Source organism: Rhizobium sp. BK060, from assembly GCF_014193145.1.
GTDB lineage: Bacteria > Pseudomonadota > Alphaproteobacteria > Rhizobiales > Rhizobiaceae > Rhizobium.
Map to the genome: position 1 here is coordinate 260,892 of NZ_JACHYW010000002.1, position 21,609 is coordinate 282,500.

General features: G+C 61.4%; 19 protein-coding genes and 1 pseudogene. 12 read left to right on the top strand and 8 right to left on the bottom strand.

Features of this window, described 5'->3' with window-relative positions:
- Positions 1-29: 29 nt before the first annotated feature.
- Positions 30-788 (bottom strand): annotated as a pseudogene (locus tag FHT71_RS03435) (hypothetical protein).
- Between the two features lie 138 nt (positions 789-926).
- Between FHT71_RS03435 and hisS the strand changes: the two are divergent.
- The 3 genes from hisS to hisG are packed head-to-tail and all read left to right on the top strand — an operon-like array spanning position 927 to position 4,223.
- Positions 927-2,408 (top strand): histidine--tRNA ligase, encoded by a 1,482-nt coding sequence (gene hisS, locus FHT71_RS03440; protein WP_183718899.1) that lies wholly within the window; start codon positions 927-929, stop codon positions 2,406-2,408.
- A gap of 1 nt (position 2,409) precedes the next feature.
- Positions 2,410-3,528 (top strand): ATP phosphoribosyltransferase regulatory subunit, encoded by a 1,119-nt coding sequence (locus FHT71_RS03445; RefSeq protein WP_007799226.1) that lies wholly within the window; start codon positions 2,410-2,412, stop codon positions 3,526-3,528.
- A complete protein-coding gene (hisG, locus tag FHT71_RS03450; RefSeq protein ID WP_007799223.1) occupies positions 3,528-4,223 on the top strand; it encodes an ATP phosphoribosyltransferase in 696 nt (231 codons plus the stop codon). The genes FHT71_RS03445 and hisG overlap by 1 nt, the downstream gene beginning before the upstream one ends.
- A gap of 80 nt (positions 4,224-4,303) precedes the next feature.
- Here hisG and FHT71_RS03455 read toward each other — a convergent pair whose 3' ends face one another.
- Entirely contained in the window at positions 4,304-4,726 is a 423-nt protein-coding gene (locus FHT71_RS03455; RefSeq protein ID WP_183718901.1) for a DoxX family protein, read from the bottom strand.
- Between the two features lie 218 nt (positions 4,727-4,944).
- Between FHT71_RS03455 and FHT71_RS03460 the strand changes: the two genes are divergently transcribed.
- Positions 4,945-5,655, top strand: a complete 711-nt coding sequence (locus tag FHT71_RS03460; RefSeq protein WP_183718904.1) for a glutathione binding-like protein — start codon at positions 4,945-4,947, stop codon at positions 5,653-5,655.
- A 66-nt stretch (positions 5,656-5,721) separates the two neighbouring features.
- Here the strand turns inward: FHT71_RS03460 and FHT71_RS03465 are convergent, their stop codons facing one another.
- The 3 genes from FHT71_RS03465 to groES all read right to left on the bottom strand — a co-directional run bounded on the left by FHT71_RS03465 (position 5,722) and on the right by groES (position 8,885).
- Entirely contained in the window at positions 5,722-6,168 is a 447-nt protein-coding gene (locus FHT71_RS03465; protein ID WP_183718944.1) for a hypothetical protein, read from the bottom strand.
- Between the two features lie 706 nt (positions 6,169-6,874).
- Positions 6,875-8,515, bottom strand: coding sequence for a chaperonin GroEL (gene groL, locus FHT71_RS03470; protein WP_007799209.1), 1,641 nt, complete (start codon positions 8,513-8,515; stop codon positions 6,875-6,877).
- Between the two features lie 73 nt (positions 8,516-8,588).
- Positions 8,589-8,885, bottom strand: a complete 297-nt coding sequence (gene groES, locus FHT71_RS03475; RefSeq protein WP_004675403.1) for a co-chaperone GroES — start codon at positions 8,883-8,885, stop codon at positions 8,589-8,591.
- A gap of 323 nt (positions 8,886-9,208) precedes the next feature.
- Here groES and chrA point away from each other — a divergent pair, with 323 nt between their 5' ends.
- The 5 genes from chrA (at position 9,209) to FHT71_RS03500 (ending at position 16,513) form a co-directional block, all read left to right on the top strand.
- Positions 9,209-10,621, top strand: a complete 1,413-nt coding sequence (gene chrA / locus FHT71_RS03480; protein WP_183718906.1) for a chromate efflux transporter — start codon at positions 9,209-9,211, stop codon at positions 10,619-10,621.
- A 102-nt stretch (positions 10,622-10,723) separates the two neighbouring features.
- Positions 10,724-11,572, top strand: a complete 849-nt coding sequence (locus FHT71_RS03485; protein ID WP_007799205.1) for a TIGR01459 family HAD-type hydrolase — start codon at positions 10,724-10,726, stop codon at positions 11,570-11,572.
- Between the two features lie 27 nt (positions 11,573-11,599).
- Positions 11,600-12,583, top strand: a complete 984-nt coding sequence (locus FHT71_RS03490; RefSeq protein WP_007799204.1) for a bifunctional riboflavin kinase/FAD synthetase — start codon at positions 11,600-11,602, stop codon at positions 12,581-12,583.
- A gap of 262 nt (positions 12,584-12,845) precedes the next feature.
- Positions 12,846-15,752: an isoleucine--tRNA ligase gene (ileS, locus tag FHT71_RS03495; protein WP_183718908.1), complete on the top strand. Its 2,907-nt coding sequence runs from the start codon at positions 12,846-12,848 to the stop codon at positions 15,750-15,752.
- A 131-nt stretch (positions 15,753-15,883) separates the two neighbouring features.
- A complete protein-coding gene (locus tag FHT71_RS03500; protein ID WP_007799202.1) occupies positions 15,884-16,513 on the top strand; it encodes a hypothetical protein in 630 nt (209 codons plus the stop codon).
- A gap of 17 nt (positions 16,514-16,530) precedes the next feature.
- Here the strand turns inward: FHT71_RS03500 and FHT71_RS03505 are convergent, their stop codons facing one another.
- Together FHT71_RS03505 and FHT71_RS03510 are read right to left on the bottom strand one after the other, a co-directional pair.
- On the bottom strand, positions 16,531-16,836 hold the full coding sequence (locus tag FHT71_RS03505) for a hypothetical protein (RefSeq protein ID WP_183718910.1): 306 nt from the start codon (positions 16,834-16,836) through the stop codon (positions 16,531-16,533).
- Entirely contained in the window at positions 16,833-17,270 is a 438-nt protein-coding gene (locus FHT71_RS03510; RefSeq protein ID WP_037083678.1) for a nucleoside deaminase, read from the bottom strand. The genes FHT71_RS03505 and FHT71_RS03510 overlap by 4 nt, the downstream gene beginning before the upstream one ends.
- Before the next feature lie 90 nt (positions 17,271-17,360).
- On the opposite strand from FHT71_RS03510, the gene FHT71_RS03515 reads away from it, so the two are divergent.
- The 3 genes from FHT71_RS03515 to FHT71_RS03525 are packed head-to-tail and all read left to right on the top strand — an operon-like array spanning position 17,361 to position 20,843.
- Positions 17,361-19,382 (top strand): pseudouridine synthase, encoded by a 2,022-nt coding sequence (locus FHT71_RS03515; protein ID WP_132588411.1) that lies wholly within the window; start codon positions 17,361-17,363, stop codon positions 19,380-19,382.
- Positions 19,363-19,923 (top strand): 16S rRNA (guanine(966)-N(2))-methyltransferase RsmD, encoded by a 561-nt coding sequence (gene rsmD, locus FHT71_RS03520; protein ID WP_132588412.1) that lies wholly within the window; start codon positions 19,363-19,365, stop codon positions 19,921-19,923. The genes FHT71_RS03515 and rsmD overlap by 20 nt, the downstream gene beginning before the upstream one ends.
- A gap of 41 nt (positions 19,924-19,964) precedes the next feature.
- Positions 19,965-20,843, top strand: coding sequence for a patatin-like phospholipase family protein (locus FHT71_RS03525; RefSeq protein ID WP_085990696.1), 879 nt, complete (start codon positions 19,965-19,967; stop codon positions 20,841-20,843).
- A gap of 249 nt (positions 20,844-21,092) precedes the next feature.
- Here the strand turns inward: FHT71_RS03525 and FHT71_RS03530 are convergent, their stop codons facing one another.
- Positions 21,093-21,242 carry a hypothetical protein gene (locus FHT71_RS03530; RefSeq protein WP_007799191.1) on the bottom strand — a complete coding sequence of 50 codons (150 nt, stop codon included), beginning with the start codon at positions 21,240-21,242 and terminating at the stop codon, positions 21,093-21,095.
- Positions 21,243-21,609 lie beyond the last annotated feature (367 nt).

The window sequence follows — 21,609 nt, forward strand, 5'->3', positions numbered from 1 at the left end:
ACGAGATTCGGGCTCGGAAGAGACGAGCCTCAATAGGCGGCAACGACCTTCTGCACGATCTGATAGTCGGCGCTCTCCTCGCCGAGTGGCGCCACGGGCCATGTCCAGTTGGCTTGAACCGATGACAGCGACACGCCGTGCAGCAGGTCAGCCTCCTCATGAAGCTTCCCGCTGCGGTCGATGACCGCATAGCAGACATCGGTAATCAGGCAGGTCTTGCAGGGCGCTGCTTCCAGCCCAGAGCGGTGTGCCTCGATCAGTCACGTGACGGTATCGGAGGGCATGGCGCCTTTCTCTTCCGCCTCGTAGCAGCGTTTTGCGCCACGACCGATCTGGGAGAGGAGATTGGCCGAGATGACGAAATCGAGATACGGGACGGTCCTCAGAAAGGCGAGCGGCTCCGGCTGTTTACCCCCGGCAAGCTCGTCATAACCCGAAAGGTCACGCTCGATCAGGCGAACATTGCGGTATCGCTTGAACCGAAGCCACAGGCGCACCGAGGCAAGATGCACGAGATCGACGATCACGACGGTGTCAAAGGTCTCGGCCAGCTCCTTTATCGGCACATCACGCAGCAGGCCGGATCCCACAACGACCACCGTCCGCCTCTGCCGCAAACCCGCCACGGCGCTCCTTACAGCGCTCCGGCTACGCTCCTCGTGCTCCTCCCATTGCCGGCTGCAGCGGCCGGCGCGGAACCATAGATTGACGGAGCATCGGATGAACCGGCGATGCGCCTTCAGCGTCATCGGAACGGTCGCGGCGTAGAGAAGTGCCTCCGCGATCACGATGTAGCTCCCGCCATTCGATCCATTCTCCCTCGTTCAATTGATTCTGTGTTCCGGATCAAGGGCCTTCGCCCTTGCCGCATCCGGCCCTTTCCGCTAGGAAACCGCCACTGTCACAGCGAGCGGAATACCTTGGAAATGAACGACAAGCAGAAGAAACCACAAAAGCTCAAGGCCAGACTTCCACGCGGCTTCGTCGATCGTTCGGCAGCCGACATTCGTGCCGTCAACGAAATGACCGCGAAGATCCGGGAAGTCTATGAGCATTATGGTTTCGATCCTGTCGAAACGCCGCTCTTCGAATATACCGATGCGCTCGGCAAGTTCTTGCCCGATGCCGACCGACCGAACGAAGGCGTCTTCTCGCTGCAGGACGACGACGAGCAGTGGATGTCTTTGCGCTACGACCTGACGGCGCCGCTCGCCCGTCTTGTCGCCGAGAATTTCAACGAGATCCAGCTGCCGTACCGCACCTATCGCGCCGGCTATGTCTTCCGCAACGAGAAGCCGGGTCCGGGCCGTTTCCGCCAGTTCATGCAGTTCGACGCCGATACCGTCGGCGCACCAGATGTCTCGGCGGATGCCGAGATGTGCATGATGATGGCGGACACGATGGATGCGCTTGGTCTAGCCGGGCAGTACGTGGTCCGTGTCAACAACCGCAAAGTTATCGATGGCGTCATGGAGGAAGCGGGCCTTGGTGGCGAACAGAATGCTGGTCGGCGTTTGGGCGTGCTGCGCGCAATCGATAAGCTCGATAAGTTCGGCTTCGACGGCGTGCGACTGCTACTGGGTGGTGGCCGTAAGGATGAGTCAGGTGACTTTACCAAGGGCGCTGGCCTGACCGCAGATCAGATTGAGTTTATCCTGGGCTATCTCAAAGGGGATGATTTCCGCCCGGCGAGCGATCTTTATGCTGCGGGCCACGCCGAACTGCAAAAGATAGAGGCGCTCGTAAGAGCGGCCGGCTATGATGAGGATCGTATCAGGATAGATCCATCTGTCATCCGCGGTCTCGAATACTACACCGGCCCGGTCTACGAGGCCGAGTTGAGTTTCGACGTGACCAATGAGAAGGGCGAAAAGGTCGTTTTCGGTTCCGTCGGCGGCGGCGGTCGCTACGACGGCCTTGTGTCCCGCTTCATGGGCCAGGCGGTACCGGCCACCGGCTTTTCCATCGGCGTCTCGCGCCTGATGACGGCGCTGAAGAACCTCGGAAAGCTCGGCCAGGCCGACGTCATCGAGCCTGTTCTGGTGACTGTCATGGACGGCGATGTCGAGGCAATGGGCCGCTACCAGCGTATGACGCAGGAACTGCGCAAGGCCGGCGTCCGCGCCGAGATGTATCAGGGCAACTGGAAGAAATTCGGCAACCAGCTAAAATATGCCGACCGCCGCGGCTGCCCCGTTGCCATCATTCAGGGCGGCGACGAGCGCGCTGAGGGCGTCGTGCAGATCAAGGACCTAATCGAGGGCAAGCGCCTGTCGGGCGAGATCGAGGACAACGCCAGCTGGCGCGAGGCGCGCGTCGCCCAGGAGACTGTTGCCGAAAGCGATCTGGTCGCCAAGGTCAAGGAAATTTTGGCGGCGCAGGCCGAAGACCGGAATAGGGCGGGCTGAGATGGCCCTGATCAACCTGCCGGACTTCTCCGGCGATCTCCTCTCAGAGTTTGCGGCGCGAAAGACGGAGAGGGTGGACACACCCGTCATCCAGCCCGCCGAACCCTTCCTCGATATCGCCGGTGAGGATCTTCGCCGCCGCATCTTCATGACCGAGAGCGAGACAGGTGCCAGCCTCTGCCTGCGTCCCGAATTCACGATTCCCGTCTGTCTACGCCACATCGAGAGCGCGACCGGCACGCCGAAGCGCTATTCCTATCTCGGCGAAGTCTTCCGCCAGCGGCGCGAAGGCGGAAGCGAGTTCTATCAGGCCGGGATCGAGGATCTCGGCGACATCAATATCGCCGCTGCCGACGCGCGGGCAATCGGCGATGCGATCGGCGTCTTGGAGCGTGTCGTTCCGGGTAAGCGCCTTGCGGTCACCCTCGGCGATCAGGCCGTCTTCGAAGCGGTCGTGCAGGCGCTCGGCCTGCCGCTCGGCTGGCAGAAGCGGCTGATCCACGCCTTCGGCAACATGAGCCAGCTCGAAGCTCTGCTGGCGAGCCTTGTCAGCCCTCAGTTCGTCACCGGGCTGAGCAACGAGATCGCGCATCTGATCGCCGCCGACGACGAAGCCGCACTGGTCGCGCATATCGATGCGACGATGCAGGCGACGGGCTATTCGACGAATGCAAGCCGCTCGCCGCTGGAAATCGCGCGTCGCTTGAAGGAGAAACTCATCCTCTCCGAAACGCGCCTCGATGACGCGGCCTTCCGCGTGCTCGAGGAATTCTTGTCGCTGAATGTGCCGCTGATCAATGCCTCGGCGGCGCTGGCTGGCTTTGCTGATGCCGCGGGCCTCAAGCTCGGTAACGCGCTTGCGCGCTTCGACGGTCGCGTCGCCGCGTTGGCGAATGCCGGCGTCGATCTCGCGCTGATCGATTACCGCGCAGCCTTCGGGCGCCCGCTGGATTACTACACCGGTCTGGTTTTCGAGATTGGCGTTCAGGGCACGTCGGCCGTTCTCGCCGGTGGCGGCCGTTTCGATAAGTTGATGACCTTCCTTGGCGCCAAGGACCGCATTCCGGCCGTCGGCTTCTCGCTCTGGCTGGATCGCATCGAAGCGGAGAGGGCTGCCTGATGACGATTACCATCGCACTGCCCTCTAAGGGCCGCATGAAAGACGATGCTTCGGCGATCTTCGAACGCGCCGGCATCAGAATCACCGCTGTCGGCAACGATCGCTCCTATCGCGGACGGGTTGAGGGATGGGACGACGTCGAAGTGGCCTTCCTCTCCGCCTCCGAGATTTCCCGCGAGCTCGGCAACGGCACGGTCGATTTCGGCGTCACCGGTGAGGATCTTATCCGCGAGGGGCTGGCGGAGGCGGATAAGCGTGTGGAGGTCTGTGCCCGTCTCGGTTTCGGTCACGCTGATGTCGTGGTTGCTGTCCCGGAAATCTGGCTCGATGTCGACACCATGGCCGACCTCGGCGATGTTGCCTCCGATTTCCGCGCCCGCCACGGCCGGCGCCTGGCGATCGCCACGAAATACTGGCGGCTGACGCAACAGTTCTTCTCCAGTCAGCACGGCATCCAGCTCTACCGCATCGTCGAGAGCCTTGGGGCAACGGAAGGGGCGCCGGCCTCAGGTTCCGCCGACATCATCGTCGATATCACCTCGACCGGCTCGACCCTTCGTGCGAACAACCTGAAGATCCTGTCCGATGGCGTCATTCTTCGCTCCGAGGCTTGCTTCGTCAGGGCGCGCAAAGAAAGCCATGTGAACGACGCCACAGTCCAGGGACTGGTAGACGCCGTTCGTTCGGCGCTCTGACCGTCTCAAAATCGTCAGGCAAGAAAAAAACCGCCGTCTGGTGACGGCGGGTTCTTCATGCTTGGGAGGTGGCTGATCGCTTAGGCGGCAGCGTAGGCGCCGCGGCGTGCATCGAGCGAGTAGACGCCCGGGCCGTAGGTGGCGAGCAGGATGTAGGCGCCGGCCAGCGTGACGTTCTTCATGACCATGATCTGGTTCAGGATGTTAACCAGTTCCGCGCCGCTGGCGTAGGGCAGGTGGAAGAGGACGGCCGTGAAGACACAGAAGACGGCGAGCAGCCAACCGACGATCTTCGTCTGGAAGCCGACGAGAACGGCAAGGCCCGTCACCAGCTCGAAGGCGCCGGCGAGATAGGCAAGGGCGGTAGCAGCAGGAAGGCCAGCGCCGGCGATCATGCCGGCAGTGCCAGCGACGTCCGTGAGCTTGCCGAAGCCAGCAAGGATGAACATGAAGGAAAGGAGAATGCGAGCGACGAGAATGATGGCGTTGTTGGTATTCGACATGGGACAATGTCTCCGTTTGAATGGCGTTTGAGGTCGTTGTGCTCCCCGGCACGGTTTCGACCTCGCATGCCGTTTTGTCGCCTTTTTTTGCTGTCGTGGAAAGATAGACGGAAGGGGACAGTTCGTTCTCTATTATTGAACGATAGATCGACGACGAAGTCGGCTTGCCATCGGCGATACCCCTCTTCTATGGTCGGCCGCCCAAGATGGAGATCCCAATGGCAGATCTTTCCGCTTTTCCGATCACGACGCGCTGGCCATCAGCGGATTCCAACGTTATCCAGCTTTACTCGTTGCCGACGCCGAACGGCGTCAAGATATCGATCGCGCTTGAAGAGCTTGGCTTACCCTACGAGCCGCATCTGATTTCGTTCAGCACGAATGACCAGAAGTCTCCGGAGTTCGTGTCGCTTAACCCGAACGGCCGCATCCCGGCGATCATCGATCCCAATGGCCCGGATGGAAAGCCGATCGGCATTTTTGAATCCGGTGCCATCCTGCTCTATCTCGCTGAGAAGACAGGCAAACTCATTCCTGCCGATGCGGCAGGACGCTATGAGACGATCCAGTGGGTCTTCTTCCAGATGGCCGGTATCGGGCCGATGTTCGGTCAGTTCGGGCACTTCTACAAGTTCGCGGCCGACAAGGTCGCCAGCAACTCCTACCCGATGGAGCGCTACCGTGACGAATCCAAGCGGCTGCTGAGCGTGCTGGAAGCGCGGCTGCAGGGACGCCAGTGGATCATGGGTGACCTTTATACGATCGCCGATATCGCCACCTTCCCGTGGCTCCGTGGTGCCGACGTGTTCTATGGCGGCCGCGAAGTGCTTGATTATAAGAGCTTTCCGGCGGTGATGGCCTGGCTTGAGCGCTGCATCGCTCGGCCAGCATCCGAAAAGGGCTTGAATATACCTGCGCGCCCTGCCTAAAGCCGAGCCAAGGCAAAGAAAAAGCCGGTTCCAAAGGGCCCGGCTTCTTGTGTGTGGCGGACGCTTCTATTGGCGCCGCGCGAACTCGCTGCCGGCATTCGTCTTGAATCGAGGAAAGACGAAAACACCAAGCATGCTGCCGCTGTAGGCGTCGTCGTGACCGTTCGACTCCCCCATGCAGAACAATGGTTGACGGAAGCCGTTCGGCAGCATGATCGTGGTCGAAAAGCAGAAGGAAGAAGAAAGCGTCGCAGCCTGTTCGAAGAGCTCCAGGATGCGGTCGTGATCCTTCGGGTCGTAACAGCGCATGAGGCTGAGAAGCCCGCATTCCCGCGCGGGAAGCCCGTGCAGCATGGCACTCCATTCCTTGAGGTGGATCACGCCGGTGGAGAAGTCTCCGACCCAGGTTTCCGAAATGGAAAACTGCGCCAGCATTTCAGGATCATGATTGCTGATATCCAGTGAGCCCGGCATGAGGGGCGCTGCGGCGTTGGTTCTTGCGATTTTGAACAAATTTTTCCCCAGCTTAGGTGCAGCTTCCCCCGCTACACGTCCGGCAAAAATGAGCAGGTTCATGCTGCGCCGCGCATCATGCGCGGGCGACCGGGAAATGGGGTTTGGATTGCCGGTCCCTCTGGCGGAACCGCGTCCAATTTCTCGGCACGTTACACAACTTATGATATATTTTCGGGAGGGGTTTTTCCCGAACTCGGTCTCGCGCCCCATGGTCAGGATCGATATGGGATAGCGACCGTCGGCCGATGAACGCGCGCCGAATGCAACGCGGATTTATCGGTCTTTTATGCAAACGGCAATCGGCTTTTTGCGCACTGCAGATCTCTACTGCGAGTGGAAAATACACCCGAAGACGCTCCTGGACGCCAGGAAATAGCAAAAATTTCGCAAGTTCTTGACGTGCAAACGGTTTCACTGCGGTTCCTCGCGCTGAAATGTGTAGAAAATTGCACCGCGAGAGAAATCAGCCTGTGAAAGAAAAAATACAGCGCCACAAGTTTTGCGAAAGCTTCGCCCAATGCGAGGGTTGCTCACGACTCTGATTAAACGTTTCAGCTATCGATTGAAAAAGCTGGAGGGTGGGGGCGACGAATCAGGTGCGAAACAAAAAAGGGCGGTCCGAAGACCGCCCTTCCTATTCCGGGATACCTGAAGTGGATCAGTGAAGCTTTACAGACAATTCCTGCGATAGGCTTTCGGCCTATCACATCATGTCCATGCCGCCCATGCCGCCCATGCCGCCCGGCATGCCAGCCGGAGCGTCCTTCTTTGGCAGCTCGGCGATCATGGCTTCGGTGGTGATCAGCAGCGAAGCAACCGAAGCTGCGTCCTGCAGAGCCGTGCGAACAACCTTGACCGGGTCGACGATACCCATGGCGATCATGTCGCCGTATTCGCCGGTCTGGGCGTTGTAACCGAAGTTGTCTTCGCCCTTCTCGAGGATCTTGCCGACAACGATCGAAGCTTCATCACCAGCGTTCTCGGCGATCTGACGGGCCGGAGCCTGCAGAGCGCGGCGAACGATGTTGATACCGGCGTCCTGGTCGTCGTTCTCGCCCTTGGCCGAAATCTTGGCGGAGGAACGCAGCAGGGCAACGCCGCCGCCCGGTACGATACCTTCCTGAACAGCAGCGCGCGTCGCGTTGAGCGCGTCGTCGATGCGGTCCTTCTTTTCCTTCACTTCGACTTCCGTCGAGCCGCCGACGCGGATGACGGCAACGCCGCCAGCGAGCTTAGCAAGACGCTCCTGCAGCTTTTCGCGGTCGTAGTCGGAGGTAGTTTCTTCGATCTGGGCCTTGATCTGGGCAACGCGGCCTTCGATGTCGGACTTGGCGCCCGAACCGTCGACGATCGTCGTGTTTTCCTTGGAGATCGAAACCTTCTTGGCGCGGCCGAGCATGTCGAGGGTAACCGACTCGAGCTTGATGCCGAGGTCTTCGGAAATGACCGTGCCGCCGGTAAGGATCGCGATGTCTTCGAGCATTGCCTTGCGGCGATCGCCGAAGCCCGGAGCCTTGACAGCAGCAATCTTCAGGCCGCCGCGCAGCTTGTTGACGACGAGCGTAGCAAGGGCTTCGCCTTCGACGTCTTCAGCGATGATGAGGAGCGGCTTGCCGGTCTGAACGACAGCTTCGAGAACCGGGAGCATAGCCTGGAGGTTCGAAAGCTTCTTCTCGTGCAGGAGGATGAAGGCGTCTTCGAGGTCAGCAACCATCTTTTCCGGGTTGGTGACGAAGTACGGGCTGAGGTAGCCGCGGTCGAACTGCATGCCTTCGACGACTTCGAGTTCGGTTTCAGCGGTCTTGGCTTCTTCGACGGTGATAACGCCTTCGTTGCCGACCTTCTGCATTGCTTCAGCAATGTCGAGACCGATCTGCTTTTCGCCGTTTGCGGAGATCGTGCCGACCTGGGCAACTTCTTCCGACGTGTTGATCTTCTTGGCCTTCGCCTGAAGATCCTTGACGACTTCAGCAACAGCGAGGTCGATACCGCGCTTCAGGTCCATCGGGTTCATGCCGGCAGCAACTGCCTTGGCGCCTTCGCGAACGATCGCCTGAGCGAGAACCGTTGCGGTGGTCGTGCCGTCGCCGGCGATGTCGTTGGTCTTCGAAGCAACTTCGCGGACCATCTGGGCGCCCATGTTTTCGAACTTGTCTTCCAGTTCGATTTCCTTGGCGACCGAAACGCCGTCCTTGGTGATGCGCGGAGCGCCGAAGGACTTGTCGATGATGACGTTACGACCCTTCGGGCCGAGCGTTACCTTCACTGCGTCAGCGAGAATGTCGACGCCACGCAGCATCTTTTCGCGCGCGGTGCGGCCGAACTTGATTTCTTTAGCTGCCATGATTGAAACTCCTGAATTCGAGTTGTCCGGGCTTTGGGCCCGTAGCTAAAATCGGAAAGGGAAAAGCGGCTGATTAGCCGATGATGCCCATGATGTCGGCTTCCTTCATGATCAGAAGGTCTTCGCCGTTGATCTTGACTTCGGTGCCGGACCACTTGCCGAACAGAACGCGATCACCAGCCTTGACGTCGAGAGCGACGACCTTGCCGGACTCGTCACGAGCGCCGGAGCCGACGGCGACGATTTCGCCTTCCTGCGGCTTTTCCTTGGCGGTGTCGGGAATGATGATGCCGCCCTTGGTCTTTTCTTCGGACTCAACGCGGCGAACAACGACGCGATCGTGAAGGGGGCGGAAGTTGGTGCTTGCCATTGTCTAATCCCTCGATCAAATGACACTCACAGGCCGAGAGCGGCCTGCACGGATGGTGTTAGCACTCGTCCTTGGTGAGTGCTAGCGAGGCAGCATTTAGGAGTGGCCTAGCGGGGAGTCAAGAACGGCCGCAATTTTTCTTCGCCGTCCTCGCAACAGCCTTAACAGCACATCCTTGTCGGAAGTGCGACAGCCTATGCGACGATCGAGCTCCCCCCTAGGCTTTTGTCTTCGAAAAGTTAGTTGCAGCCCTGTCTGCGCCAGGATTGTCGTAAAGGCGTGCCGATGATATCGAGCGCCTTGAGGCGAGAGGGGCGGCAACCGTGCATGAGGCGATCGCGGCAGGGGATATCGAGGCGGCGCCGACGCTGCGGGAGGCGGTTCGCGTCTGGGCGCGGATTGGCTGTCTGAGCTTCGGCGGGCCGGCCGGCCAGATCGCCCTCATGCATAAGACGATTGTCGACGAGAAGCGCTGGATCTCCGAGGAACGTTTCCTGCATGGATTGAATTTCTGCATGCTGCTGCCAGGCCCCGAGGCCCAGCAACTGGCAACCTATATCGGTTGGTTGATCCACGGCGTGCGCGGCGGCCTCATTGCCGGCCTGCTGTTCATTCTGCCGGGCTTCCTTGTCATCCTGGCGCTATCGAGCCTCTACGCCGTTTTTCAGGAGGCCGCCTGGCTTCCCGTGCTTTTCTTCGGCGCGAAGGCTGCGGTTCTGGCAATCGTCATCGAGGCATTGCTCCGGGCGTGGCGCCGAGCGCTGAAAGAGCGATTTCATTATTATGTGGCAGCAGCGTCGTTCCTGGCGCTCTTCCTTCTGAACCTGCCGTTTCCTCTGGTTATCATCCTGGGCGGAGCAGCAGGCCTACTATGGATGAAGCATCGCCAGCGTCGGCTGGCCGCGCCAGTCTTGCCGCAAACCTCCTCGCACCGGCATTTTCCTGTGGTCACGACGCATGCCATCGCAAGGCCGCTCGTAGTGCTCGTGTTCTGGATCCTCGTCTGGCAGTCGCCGCTCTTTTTCATTCGTGGCCTTGATGCACCCACGGATCTGATCGCCGAAACTCTGAGCGGCGAAACCAATGTGTTCGGCGCGGTCTTCATCTTTTTCTCCAAGATGGCCGTGATAACCTTCGGAGGCGCCTACGCCGTCCTTTCCTATGTCGCGCAGGTTGCCGTCGGCCATTACGCCTGGCTGCAGCCCGGTGAGATGCTCGATGGACTGGCACTTGCAGAGACGACGCCTGGGCCGCTGGTCCTCGTCCTCTGTTTCGTTGGGTTTCTCGCTGGCTATCGCAACCCTATTGCGATGGCGCCGCTTGCCGGTGGCGTTCTCGGCGCCTTCCTCGCCGCATGGGCGACGTTCGTACCGAGCTTCATCTGGATCTTCACCGGGGCTCCCTACATCGAGAAACTGCGCAACAACGAAAACCTCTCGGCCGCCCTTTCGGCGATCACCGCGGCGGTTGTCGGCGTCATTCTCAATCTTGCACTGTGGTTCGGCCTGCATGTGCTCTTCGTCGACGTTGGCCGCGTCGCGCTTCTTTCCGGGAAGACCGGCCTGCCGATCGTTAGCGTTGCCTGGCCGCAGTGGTGGACGCTCGATGTCGCGGCACTCGGGATCTTCGCCCTGGCGTCCGTTCTGCTCTTTCGCTTCAAGGTCGGCATCCTGACGGTGATCGGAGTATCAACCGCCACGGGCCTGTTGGTCAGGGCTGCCATCGCCGTCTTCTAGTCGACAGCTTCCGGTTTTTGCAGTTGCTCACTGCAAAATGCCTTGCCATCCCGGCAGGCCTTTGCGATGTCAGCCGTGACTTAACGAGATCGGGAAATCGGAATGGCCAAGCGGATCGAGAACTTTGCGGAAATCACCAGCCACTATGACGCGGTGTTCTGCGATGTCTGGGGCGTCTTGCACAACGGCGTCGATCCGTTCCCCAAAGCGGCAGCTGCGCTGGAAGCGGCGCGCGGCGAGGGGCTGACCGTTGTTCTCATCACCAATTCGCCGCGTATCGCTCCCCAGGTTGTGACGCAGCTTCGCCAGATCGGCATCCAGGATGGCGCCTACGACCGCATCGTCACATCGGGCGACGTCACGCGCGGGCTCATCGCCGAGGGCCCCAAGAAGGTGTTTCTGCTCGGACCGGATCGCGACCAGGCGATCCTCGAGGGTCTTGGCGTGGAGCGCGTCGAGGCAAGGGATGCGAACTCCGTTGTCTGCACGGGCTTCTTCGACGATGAAACCGAGACCCCGGAAGACTACACCGAGATGCTGAAGGCGTTTCAGGTGCGCGGCGTGCCGATGATTTGCGCCAACCCCGATCTGGTTGTCGAGCGCGGCCACAAGATCATCCCCTGCGCCGGCGCGATGGCGGCTTACTACAATCAGCTCGGCGGTCAGACACGTATTGCAGGCAAGCCGCACAAGCCGATCTACGACGCCGTCTTGTCGGTCGCCCGCGAGGCCCACGGCGACTTTCCGCCGAGCCGTGTGCTTGCCATCGGGGACGGCATGCCAACTGATGTTCGCGGCGCTCTCGATTACGGCCTTGATCTCCTCTATATCAGCGGCGGCATCCACGCGAAGGAATACACGCTGAACGGAGAGACCGACGAGGCAATCCTCACGGCCTATCTGGAACGCGAAAAAGCGACACCGAAGTGGTGGATGCCCCGTCTCGCATAAAGAGCCTCGCATGAGAAAAGCCAGCCGATGACCGTTTTTCACCGCAATGAGACCCGCGAACCCTTGCCGGCCCACCTGCGTGGCGGCGTGATTGCCATCGGCAACTTCGACGGCGTGCATCGGGGCCATCAGTCCGTGCTGAACCGGGCCCTGGAGATATCGAGTCAGCGCGGTATTCCGGCGCTGGTCCTGACCTTTGAGCCTCACCCCCGCACGGTCTTTCGCCCGGATCAACCGGTCTTTCGCCTGACGCCGGCGCCGCTCAAGGCGCGTATCCTCGAAGCGATCGGCTTCAACGCCGTCATCGAGTATCCGTTCGACAGGGAGTTTTCGCAGCGCTCGGCGGATGATTTCATCCATTCGATCCTTAAGGATTGGCTCGGCGCCTCCGAGGTCGTAACGGGCTTCAACTTTCATTTCGGGCGTGGCCGGGAAGGCGGTCCGGCCTTCCTGATGGGTGCCGGTCAGAAATATGGGTTCGGCGTGACGTTGATCGACGCGTTTCGCGACGAGAATACCGATGTGGTGTCTTCGAGCCACGTTCGCGAACTGCTGAAGGACGGCAATGTCAGCGAGGCCGCCGCCATGCTCGGCTATCACTATACTGTGGAAGCGGAAGTGATCGGCGGCGAGAAGCTTGGCCGTCAGCTCGGCTTTCCGACCGCGAATATGCAACTGCCCACTGAAGCCGATCTCAAGGCGGGTATCTATGCCGTTCGCTTTCGTCTTGCCGATGGCACGCTGCACGATGGTGTCGCCAGCTACGGTCGCCGACCGACGGTCACCGAGAACGGCGCGCCTCTGCTCGAGACCTACGTCTTCGATTTCAGCGGCGACCTCTACGGGCAGATTTGTTCGGTGTCGTTCTTCGGCTATCTGCGCCCGGAATTGAAGTTCGATGGCCTTGAGCCGCTTGTGGAACAGATGAACCGCGACAAGGAAGAGGCAAGCGCGCTGCTTGCTGGTGTGCGGCCGCTCGGCGAACTCGACCTCAAGATCTGCTTCACCTGATTCGGGGTATCGGCACTTCCGCGCGCTTGGGCGCCCTCGACGTCATGGAATCCCTCTTCCTTTTCCCGGCAAAAGCGCCTATGAACCGGCGCGATGAACAAGTTCCGGCTGGCGATCACGATACGAATTATCGGCCCGGCCTTCCGCGCGCGCTAAGCGGCCGGAAGGTCCGGGTTTTCGGCGCTTGGACGACGAGCGCCTCCGTCACCAAATTCAAGCCCGTTGCGCCCGCTCCCGTGGCGCCTAGAGACGATTGCTAGACATGACCGATACAGCCGAAAAAGTCGACTACTCGAAGACCCTCTATCTGCCGGAAACGGACTTCCCGATGCGCGCCGGCCTGCCGCAGAAGGAGCCGGAAACCGTTGCCCGCTGGCAGCAGATGGGTCTCTACAGGAAGCTTCGGGCGTCCGCCGCCGGCCGCAAGAAGTTCGTGCTCCACGACGGCCCTCCCTATGCCAACGGCAACATCCATATCGGCCACGCGCTGAACAAGATCCTCAAGGACGTCATCAACCGCTCGTTCCAGATGCGCGGCTACGACGCCAACTACGTTCCCGGCTGGGATTGCCACGGCCTTCCGATCGAGTGGAAGATCGAGGAGAAGTACCGCGAGAAGGGCAAGAACAAGGACGAGGTTCCGGTCAACGAATTCCGCCAGGAATGCCGTGACTTCGCGGCCGGCTGGATCAAGGTGCAGTCGGAAGAGTTCAAGCGCCTCGGCATCGAGGGCGACTTTGACAATCCCTACACGACAATGAACTTCCACGCGGAATCGCGTATCGCCGGCGAACTGCTGAAGATCGCCAAATCCGGCCAGCTCTATCGCGGATCCAAGCCGATCATGTGGTCAGTCGTCGAGCGCACGGCGCTCGCGGAGGCTGAGGTCGAGTACGCGGATGTCGAAAGCGACATGATCTGGGTGAAGTTCCCGGTTGCCGAAGGCCCCAGCGAACTCAAGGGCGCCTTCGTGGTGATCTGGACGACGACGCCGTGGACGATCCCGGGCAACCGCGCCATCGCCTATTCCTCGCGCTACGGCTATGGCCTCTACGAGGTCGAGACGGCGGAGAATGACTTCGGACCGCAACCCGGCGAACGACTGATCTTCGCCAAGCGTCTCGCCGAGGAATCGGCCGCCAAGGCAAAGGTGACCTTCAGGCACGTTCGCGACGTGGAAGCCGCGGAATTTGCTGCCATCACCTGCGCCCACCCGCTGCACGGCTTGGGCGGCGGCTACCATTTCCAGGTGCCGCTCCTTGATGGCGATCACGTCACCGACGAGACCGGCACCGGCTTCGTCCACACATCTCCGAGCCACGGCCGCGAGGACTTCGACGTCTGGATGGATCACGTTCGCGAGCTCGAAGCGCGTGGCGTCTCCTCTACGATCCCGTTCCCGGTCGACGACGCCGGCTTCTTTACGGTCGACGCACCCGGCTTCGGCCCGGACGCGGAAGGAGGTGCGGCGCGCGTCATCGACGACAGCGGCAAGAAGGGCGATGCCAACGAGCGTGTCATCAAGGCATTGATCGGACGTCACGCGCTGTTCGCACGCGGTCGCCTGAAGCACTCTTATCCGCATTCGTGGCGGTCGAAAAAGCCGGTCATCTTCCGCAACACGCCGCAGTGGTTTGTCTACATGGACAAGGAGCTCGGCGACGGAACGACGTTGCGTTCCCGTGCGCTAAGCGCGATCGACGAGACCCGCTTCGTGCCTGCTGCTGGCCAGAACCGTCTGCGCGCCATGATCGAGCAGCGTCCGGACTGGGTGCTTTCGCGTCAGCGCGCTTGGGGTGTGCCGATCTGCGTCTTCGTCGATGAGCAGGGCGAAATCCTGCAGGACGATGCGGTAGACACCCGCATCTTGGAAGCCTTCGAGAAGGAAGGCGCCGATGCCTGGTTCGCGGATGGCGCGCGTGAGCGCTTCCTGGGCGAGAAGGCAAACGAGCCCTGGACGCAGGTCATGGACATCCTCGATGTCTGGTTCGACTCGGGCTCGACACACACCTTCACGCTCGAAGACCGCCCGGATCTGAAATGGCCGGCCGACCTTTACCTCGAAGGGTCCGACCAGCACCGCGGCTGGTTCCATTCGTCGCTGCTGGAATCCGCCGCAACACGTGGCCGGGCGCCCTATGATGCTGTTCTCACCCATGGTTTCACCATGGACGAGAAAGGCGAGAAGATGTCGAAGTCGAAAGGCAACGTGACATCGCCGCAGGAAATCATGAAGGACGCGGGTGCCGATATCCTGCGCCTTTGGGTGATGACGTCCGACTACGCCGAGGATCTGCGTGTCGGCAAGACGATCATCCAGACGAACATCGATGCCTACCGCAAGCTGCGCAACACCATCCGTTGGATGCTCGGCACGCTGGCGCATGACAAGGGCGAAGTCATCGCGCTTGCCGACCTGCCGGAACTCGAGCAACTGATGCTGCATCGCCTGGCCGAGCTCGATCAGCTCGTCCGCGAAAGCTACGACGCCTTCGACTTCAAGAAGATCGCTCGTGCACTGATCGACTTTGCCAACGTCGAGCTCTCGGCCTTTTACTTCGACGTTCGCAAGGACGCGCTCTACTGCGATGCGCCGTCGAGCCCGCGCCGTCGTTCGGCCCTTCATGTCATCCGCAATATCTTTGAATGCGTGGTGACATGGCTGGCGCCGATGTTGCCCTTCACGGCGGAAGAGGCCTGGCTGTCGCGCAATCCATCGGCTGTCTCGGTTCACCTCGAGCAGTTCCCGGCCATTCCGGCGGAATGGAAGAACGACGCTCTTGCCGAGAAGTGGAAGAAGATCCGCGCCGTTCGCACCGTTGTCACGGGCGCCCTGGAAATTGAGCGCAAGGACAAGCGTATTGGTTCCTCACTGGAGGCAGCCCCCGTCGTCCATGTCGCCGATGCGGAGCTTCTGAAGGCGCTGGAGGGCCAGGACTTCGAAGAGATCTGCATCACCTCTGGCATCGTCATTGACGGTGCCGAGGGCCCGGCCGATGCCTTCCGTCTGCCCGAGGTGTCAGGTGTCAGCGTCGAGCCCAAACCGGCCGAAGGCACCAAATGCGCGCGCTCCTGGCGGATCACGACGGATGTCGGCTCCGACCCTGAGTATCCCGATGTCTCGGCCCGCGATGCGGCTGCATTGCGCGAACTAGCGGTGCAAAACTGAAGAATATTGCCGGGTGAATTGCCTAATCGCGGTTCATTCGGTAAAAGCTGCCTGAAAATGGCCGGATTTTTGCGTCAGGGGGACGGTTCCGGTAGGGCGATGATTGCACCGGCATGGCTGGAAGGGTTTTCATGTTATCAACACGTTGGTTCCGTGTGGGCGTCTGCCTGACTGTTGCTGTGGCAGGCGGCTCGATGATCACCGGCTGCATGGGGAGCCCGCGCTACGGAACGGACAAGACCGCAATGGAGCAGTTGACTGACGACCTTGGTCAGTCCGTTTCCCTGACTGGCGACGGACCGAAGAACAAGGGCGTCAAGTACAGTGCGCGCCCCGGCCTCGTTCTGCCGTCCGCGGCAGCCAAGGAAACCCTTGTCGAGCCGCAGCAGAGCATCGCCAGCAAGGAAAATCCGCAGTGGATCGAATCCCCGGAGGAAACGCGCGCGCGTCTGGTTAAAGAAGCTGACGAAAACAGCGACAACTCGAGCTACCGCTCGCCGCTCGCAAACAATCAGATCGAAGGTGGCCGGCAGACGACTGAAGCGCAGAGCAAGGCCTATCGCGAAGCCCGCGCCATCCAGAAGGGCGCCTATATCGATCAGCGCCGCTACATCTCGGACCCGCCGACCGAGTATCGTCAGGTCGACGATCCGGCAAAGCTCGACGATCTAGGCGAACCGGAACTGAAGAAGGCGAAGAAGAAGAAGAAGGAAGCTGCGATCGCCGGGACCGGCAAGCAGTGGTGGAACCTCCTTCAGTAGAGTTTCGAGCGGGGCAATCAGCCCCGCTTTGTTTTTGACGAGCGGTCAACCAGCAAGACGTGCAGAAGCTGGCAGGCAAGGAAGATCCCGCCGGTAAGGCTAAGTGCTGACGGCGCGAAGATCGCGCTCGATGCGAGCAGTAGCACCACCGCAAATGCCAGTATCGGCACGAAGGCAAAGGCGAGCAGCCGAGGCGCCGACCAGTTCACATTTCCCGAAAGAGACCATTGCATCGGGATCGACCCGTTGTCCGGCGCGATCCTGCAATAGGCATAGGCGACGCCCGCGACCATGAGGACGAATTCGCTGGCGAGCAATGTCATGGCACATCCCGTTTCTGCGCGAAGAACGTCCGCAGGATATCGGCCGATGTCGTCTCCTGCAAACCGGAATACACGTCTGGGGCGTGATGGCAGGTTGGTTGCGTGTAGAAGCGCACGCCATTGTCGACGGCGCCCCCCTTGGGGTCCTCCGCGCCATAGTAGAGCCTACGAATGCGCGCGAAGGAAATGGCGGCTGCGCACATGGTGCACGGTTCCAGCGTCACATAGAGGTCGGCACCGGTGAGTCGTTCCTGACCAAGCTCTTCGCACGCCATGCGAATGACGGCGACTTCGGCATGCGCGGTCACGTCGTTGAGCTCACGCGTACGGTTGCCGGACGCTGCGACAACGCGGCCGTCAAGCACCAGAACCGCTCCGATCGGCACTTCGCCCCGTTCGCCAGCGGCGCGGGCCTGGTCAAGCGCCAGCTCCATAAATTGATTTGTCTTCACGATCCGACAATTTCCACTTAACCGCAGGGGCGCGACCTGATAGGAAGGCCCGAAAAGGCAGGCAAACAACAAATGACATTCAAAGACAAGCCAAAACGGCCAGGCGGCAAGCCATCTGCGCGCAATGCCGGCCCGAAATCCGGCGAAAAGCCGGCAAAGGTGCCCGTCAAGGCCGAGGCGAGCGATGTTGCCGAGGGCGACGCCAAGGCTGAGCGCATCTCCAAAGTGATGGCGCGCGCCGGGGTCGCATCGCGCCGCGATATCGAGCGCATGATCATGGACGGCCGCGTGAAGCTGAACGGCAAGCTCCTCGACAGCCCCGTCGTCAACGTGACGCTGGCAGACAAGATCGAAGTGGACGGCGTTCCGATCCGCGGTATCGAGCGCACCAGGCTGTGGCTGTACCACAAGCCCGCCGGGCTCGTGACCACGAACGTGGACCCGGAAGGACGCCCCACGGTTTTCGACAATCTGCCGGACGACCTGCCGCGCGTCATGTCGATCGGCCGCCTCGACATCAACACCGAAGGCCTGCTGCTGCTGACCAACGATGGCGGCCTGGCCCGCGCGCTGGAATTGCCGACGACAGGCTGGCTGCGCCGCTACCGCGTGCGCGCCCACGGCGAGATCGATCAGGAGGCTTTGGACAAGCTGAAGGACGGCATTGCCGTCGATGGTGTCCTCTACGGCTCGATCGAAGCGACCCTCGACCGCACGCAGGGCTCGAACGTTTGGCTCACCATGGGCCTGCGCGAAGGCAAGAACCGCGAAATCAAGAATGTGCTGGGTGCGCTCGGTCTTGACGTCAATCGTCTGATCCGCATCTCCTACGGCCCCTTCCAGCTCGGCGACCTGCCGGAGCGGGATGTGGTCGAAGTGCGCGGCCGCACGTTGCGCGACCAGCTCGGCCCGCGCCTGATCGAGGATGCGAAGGCCAATTTCGACGCGCCGATCTACAACACGCCGGCCGTTGCAGTCGACGAAGAGGTCGAAGCGAAGCCGGAGCGTCGCGAACGCTCGTGGAAGCCTGAAGACAAGCGCGAGCGTGCGCTGAGCCGCCTCGACACCAAGCGTGATGACAAGCGTGACGATCGCCGCGATGACCGTCGCGACGGCGGCCGCAAGGACGACGACCGTCCGAAGCGCCCGGCGCTCGGCAGCCGCCGCAACGCCAATGTCTGGATGGCGCCTGGCGCCCGCCCGCTTGGCGAAAAGGCAGCCGCCAAGGCCGAAAAGAACGCTCAGACTGCACTTAGACGCGGCGAGAAGCCTGGCCGCTCCAAGCCGCAGCCGGCCCGCCACGACGACACCGGTCCGCGCGTCCAGATCAACCGCGCCCGCGATGAAGAAGGCGAATGGATCCGTTCCAGCGAAGTGACGAGCAAGGACGAAGGCGGCCGCAAGCGCTCTGGCGACAAGCCTTTTGGTGAGCGTCCTCCTCGTGGCGACCGTCCCGATCGCACGGCGCGTGGTGACAGACCTTATGGCGACCGTCCACCCCGTGGCGACAGGTCAGCCGGTGATCGCTCCTCGCGAGGCGATCGCCCGTTCGGCGATAGGCCCCGTGGTGATCGCAAGCCGCGCGAAGATGGGGATGAACGCCCGCGCTCCTTCGGCGACCGTCCGGCGCGCAGTGACAGACCTTACGGTGACCGCCCAGCGCGCAGCGACAGGCCATCCGGCGACCGCCCTGCACGTGGTGACCGCCCGTTCGGTGCAAAGCCGCGCGGCGACCGCAAGCCGCGCGAAGAGGGCGACGAGCGCCCCCGCTCTTTCGGGGATCGTCCCGCACGCGGAGACCGTCCGTTCGGCGATAAGCCGCGCGGCGATCGCCGTCCACGTGCAGAGGGGGATGAACGTCCGCGCGCCAAGGGCTTTTCCAGCGAGGCGCGGTCCGAGCGCCCGGCCGGTGACCGACCGTTTGGTGACAAGCCGCGCGGCAAGGGATTCGGCGGCAAGCCCGGCGGCGGCAAGACTTTCTCCGGCAAGCCGAAGGGTGACAGGCCGGGTGGCGGCGGCAAGCCTTCAGGCGGGCCATCGCGGGGTGGACCTAAAGGAAAGGGAATGACGCGCGGTGCGGATCGTCGGCGGTGAGTTTCGCGGACGGCCGCTCGCCGTACCAAAGTCAAACGACATCCGGCCGACTGCCGACCGGACGCGCGAAAGCCTGTTCAACATTCTGAGCCATGCCTATCCGGAATGCGTCGATGGCACCCGGATCCTGGATCTTTTTGCCGGTACCGGCGCCGTTGGCCTCGAGGCCGTCTCCCGCGGTTGTCGGCACGCGCTGTTCGTCGAAAACAGCGTCGAGGGTAGGGGGCTCCTGTGGGAAAACATCGATGCGCTCGGCCTGCATGGCAGGACGCGCATCCTGAGGCGCGATGCGACCGATCTTGGCAGCGTCGGCAATCTCGAGCCGTTCCAGATGCTGTTTGCCGATCCGCCTTACGGCAAGGGACTTGGCGAAAAGGCCATGGCCGCCGCGGCCAAGGGCGGTTGGCTGCAGCCGGGCGCGATTGCGGTTCTTGAAGAACGCGCGGATGTTGCCGTTTCGGTCGACCCTTCCTATCTCTTCCTGGAAAGCCGGACATTCGGCGATACCAAGGTTCATTTCTTCCGCTATCATCCTCAATAGGGCTGCGGAAATCGGGGGCAGCGGTGCAGCAGGCAGAGAAGATCGAAACCGCGTTGCCTGCCCCCCGCGACGCCTCGGGCCGTTCGACACCAACGGTTGCGGTTGCTTTCGGCGGTGGCGGCGCGCGCGGCCTGTCTCACATCCACATCATAGAAACGCTGGACGAGCTCGGCATTCGCCCTGTTGCGATTGCCGGCTCCTCGATCGGCTCGATCATGGGCGCGGGAATGGCGGCTGGCATGACCGGCGAAGCCATCCGCGAGCATGTCATGATGACGGTCGGCAACAAGGCCGCGGTCGTCAGCCGCCTGTGGGGCCTGCGCCCGCAAACCGTGCGCGATGCCGTCGCCAACGGCGTGCGTATCGGTCAGTTCAATCTCGAGCGTATCCTGAAAGCCTTCCTGCCCGCCGACTTGCCGGATCGTTTCGAGGATCTGCCGATCCCGATGACGGTCACAGCCACCGATTACTACGGTCAGTGCGAGGTGTTGACGAGCCACGGCGCGCTGTTCCCGGCGCTGGCCGCTTCCTCGGCAATCCCCGCGGTCTTCATGCCGGTGCGGCTGCACGGGCGGGTGATGATCGACGGCGGCATCAGCAATCCCGTTCCTTACGAATGCCTGATGGATCGTGCCGACATCGTCATCGGCATCGATGTCGTTGGCGCACCGGAAGGCGATGGCACCCATATTCCGAACCGGATGGAGAGCATCTTTGGCTCCGGGCAGCTGATGATGCAGACGGCAATTTCCCTGAAGCTGCGCCTGCAGGCGCCGCACATCTTCCTGCGCCCCGCAGTCGGGCGCATCGGTGTAATGGACTTCCTCAAGGCGCGCGCAGTCCTGTCCATGTCGGTCGGCATCAAGGACGAACTCAAATACGCGCTTGATCGTGAGATCGAGGCACGCATCACCTCTTAGAGCCTTTCAGGGTTAAATTGAAACGTACTGTTGGCTCACGGGCCGCTTGGTCGACCATCCGACTGCGACAATGAAGCCAGAGATTTCGCCTGGGCCGAAACGAAAAATAGGCGACGGCGCGCCGGAGACTGGCTAAGCAGACTGCGGCATGAGTACCAGGGGAATCCGTTACGCCCCGACCTTGGACGCGCTGGGTATGCGACCATCGCCAGCTGCCAGCGGGGAGGGGAGCCCGGCACCTACCTAAGATCAGTAGCCGTTAATGCCGCTGCCACGAACTGGCCCAATACCTGCGGGAGTTGCGTAGGTGGTATTCTCCGCGCCTGAGCCGGTGGTCGTGCACCCGGAGAGGGCAACGAGCGCGATGGCCACAGCGGCGAAAAGATAGCGTAGAGGCATGGCATTGTCCTATCATTGGAGACTGCGCGGGCCTCAGGGGCCAGAGTTGGGACAATCCCTCATATGGTTGGCATTGGCAAGCCATATGCAAGGAGTGGCAGCCAGAGCCGAACACTCCTTTATTGCGTTACTAGGCCGCAAAGCTGTCAACACAGGATGGGTGCTTTGAGGGATCTGTGTTGGCCTGTCCCCACAGGCCGAAGCGCAGATGATCGAAATATACTGATACTTGCCCCAAGGCTGCGACGCACTCGCTGATGGTGCGATTGCCAACTGCAGGGAAAGTTCACGTCGGATGCTAAGGCCAAGGGACCGGTGCAGAGCGGAGAAGGAGAGCAGGAGAACTCAGGCGGATCGTGCGCAGGAG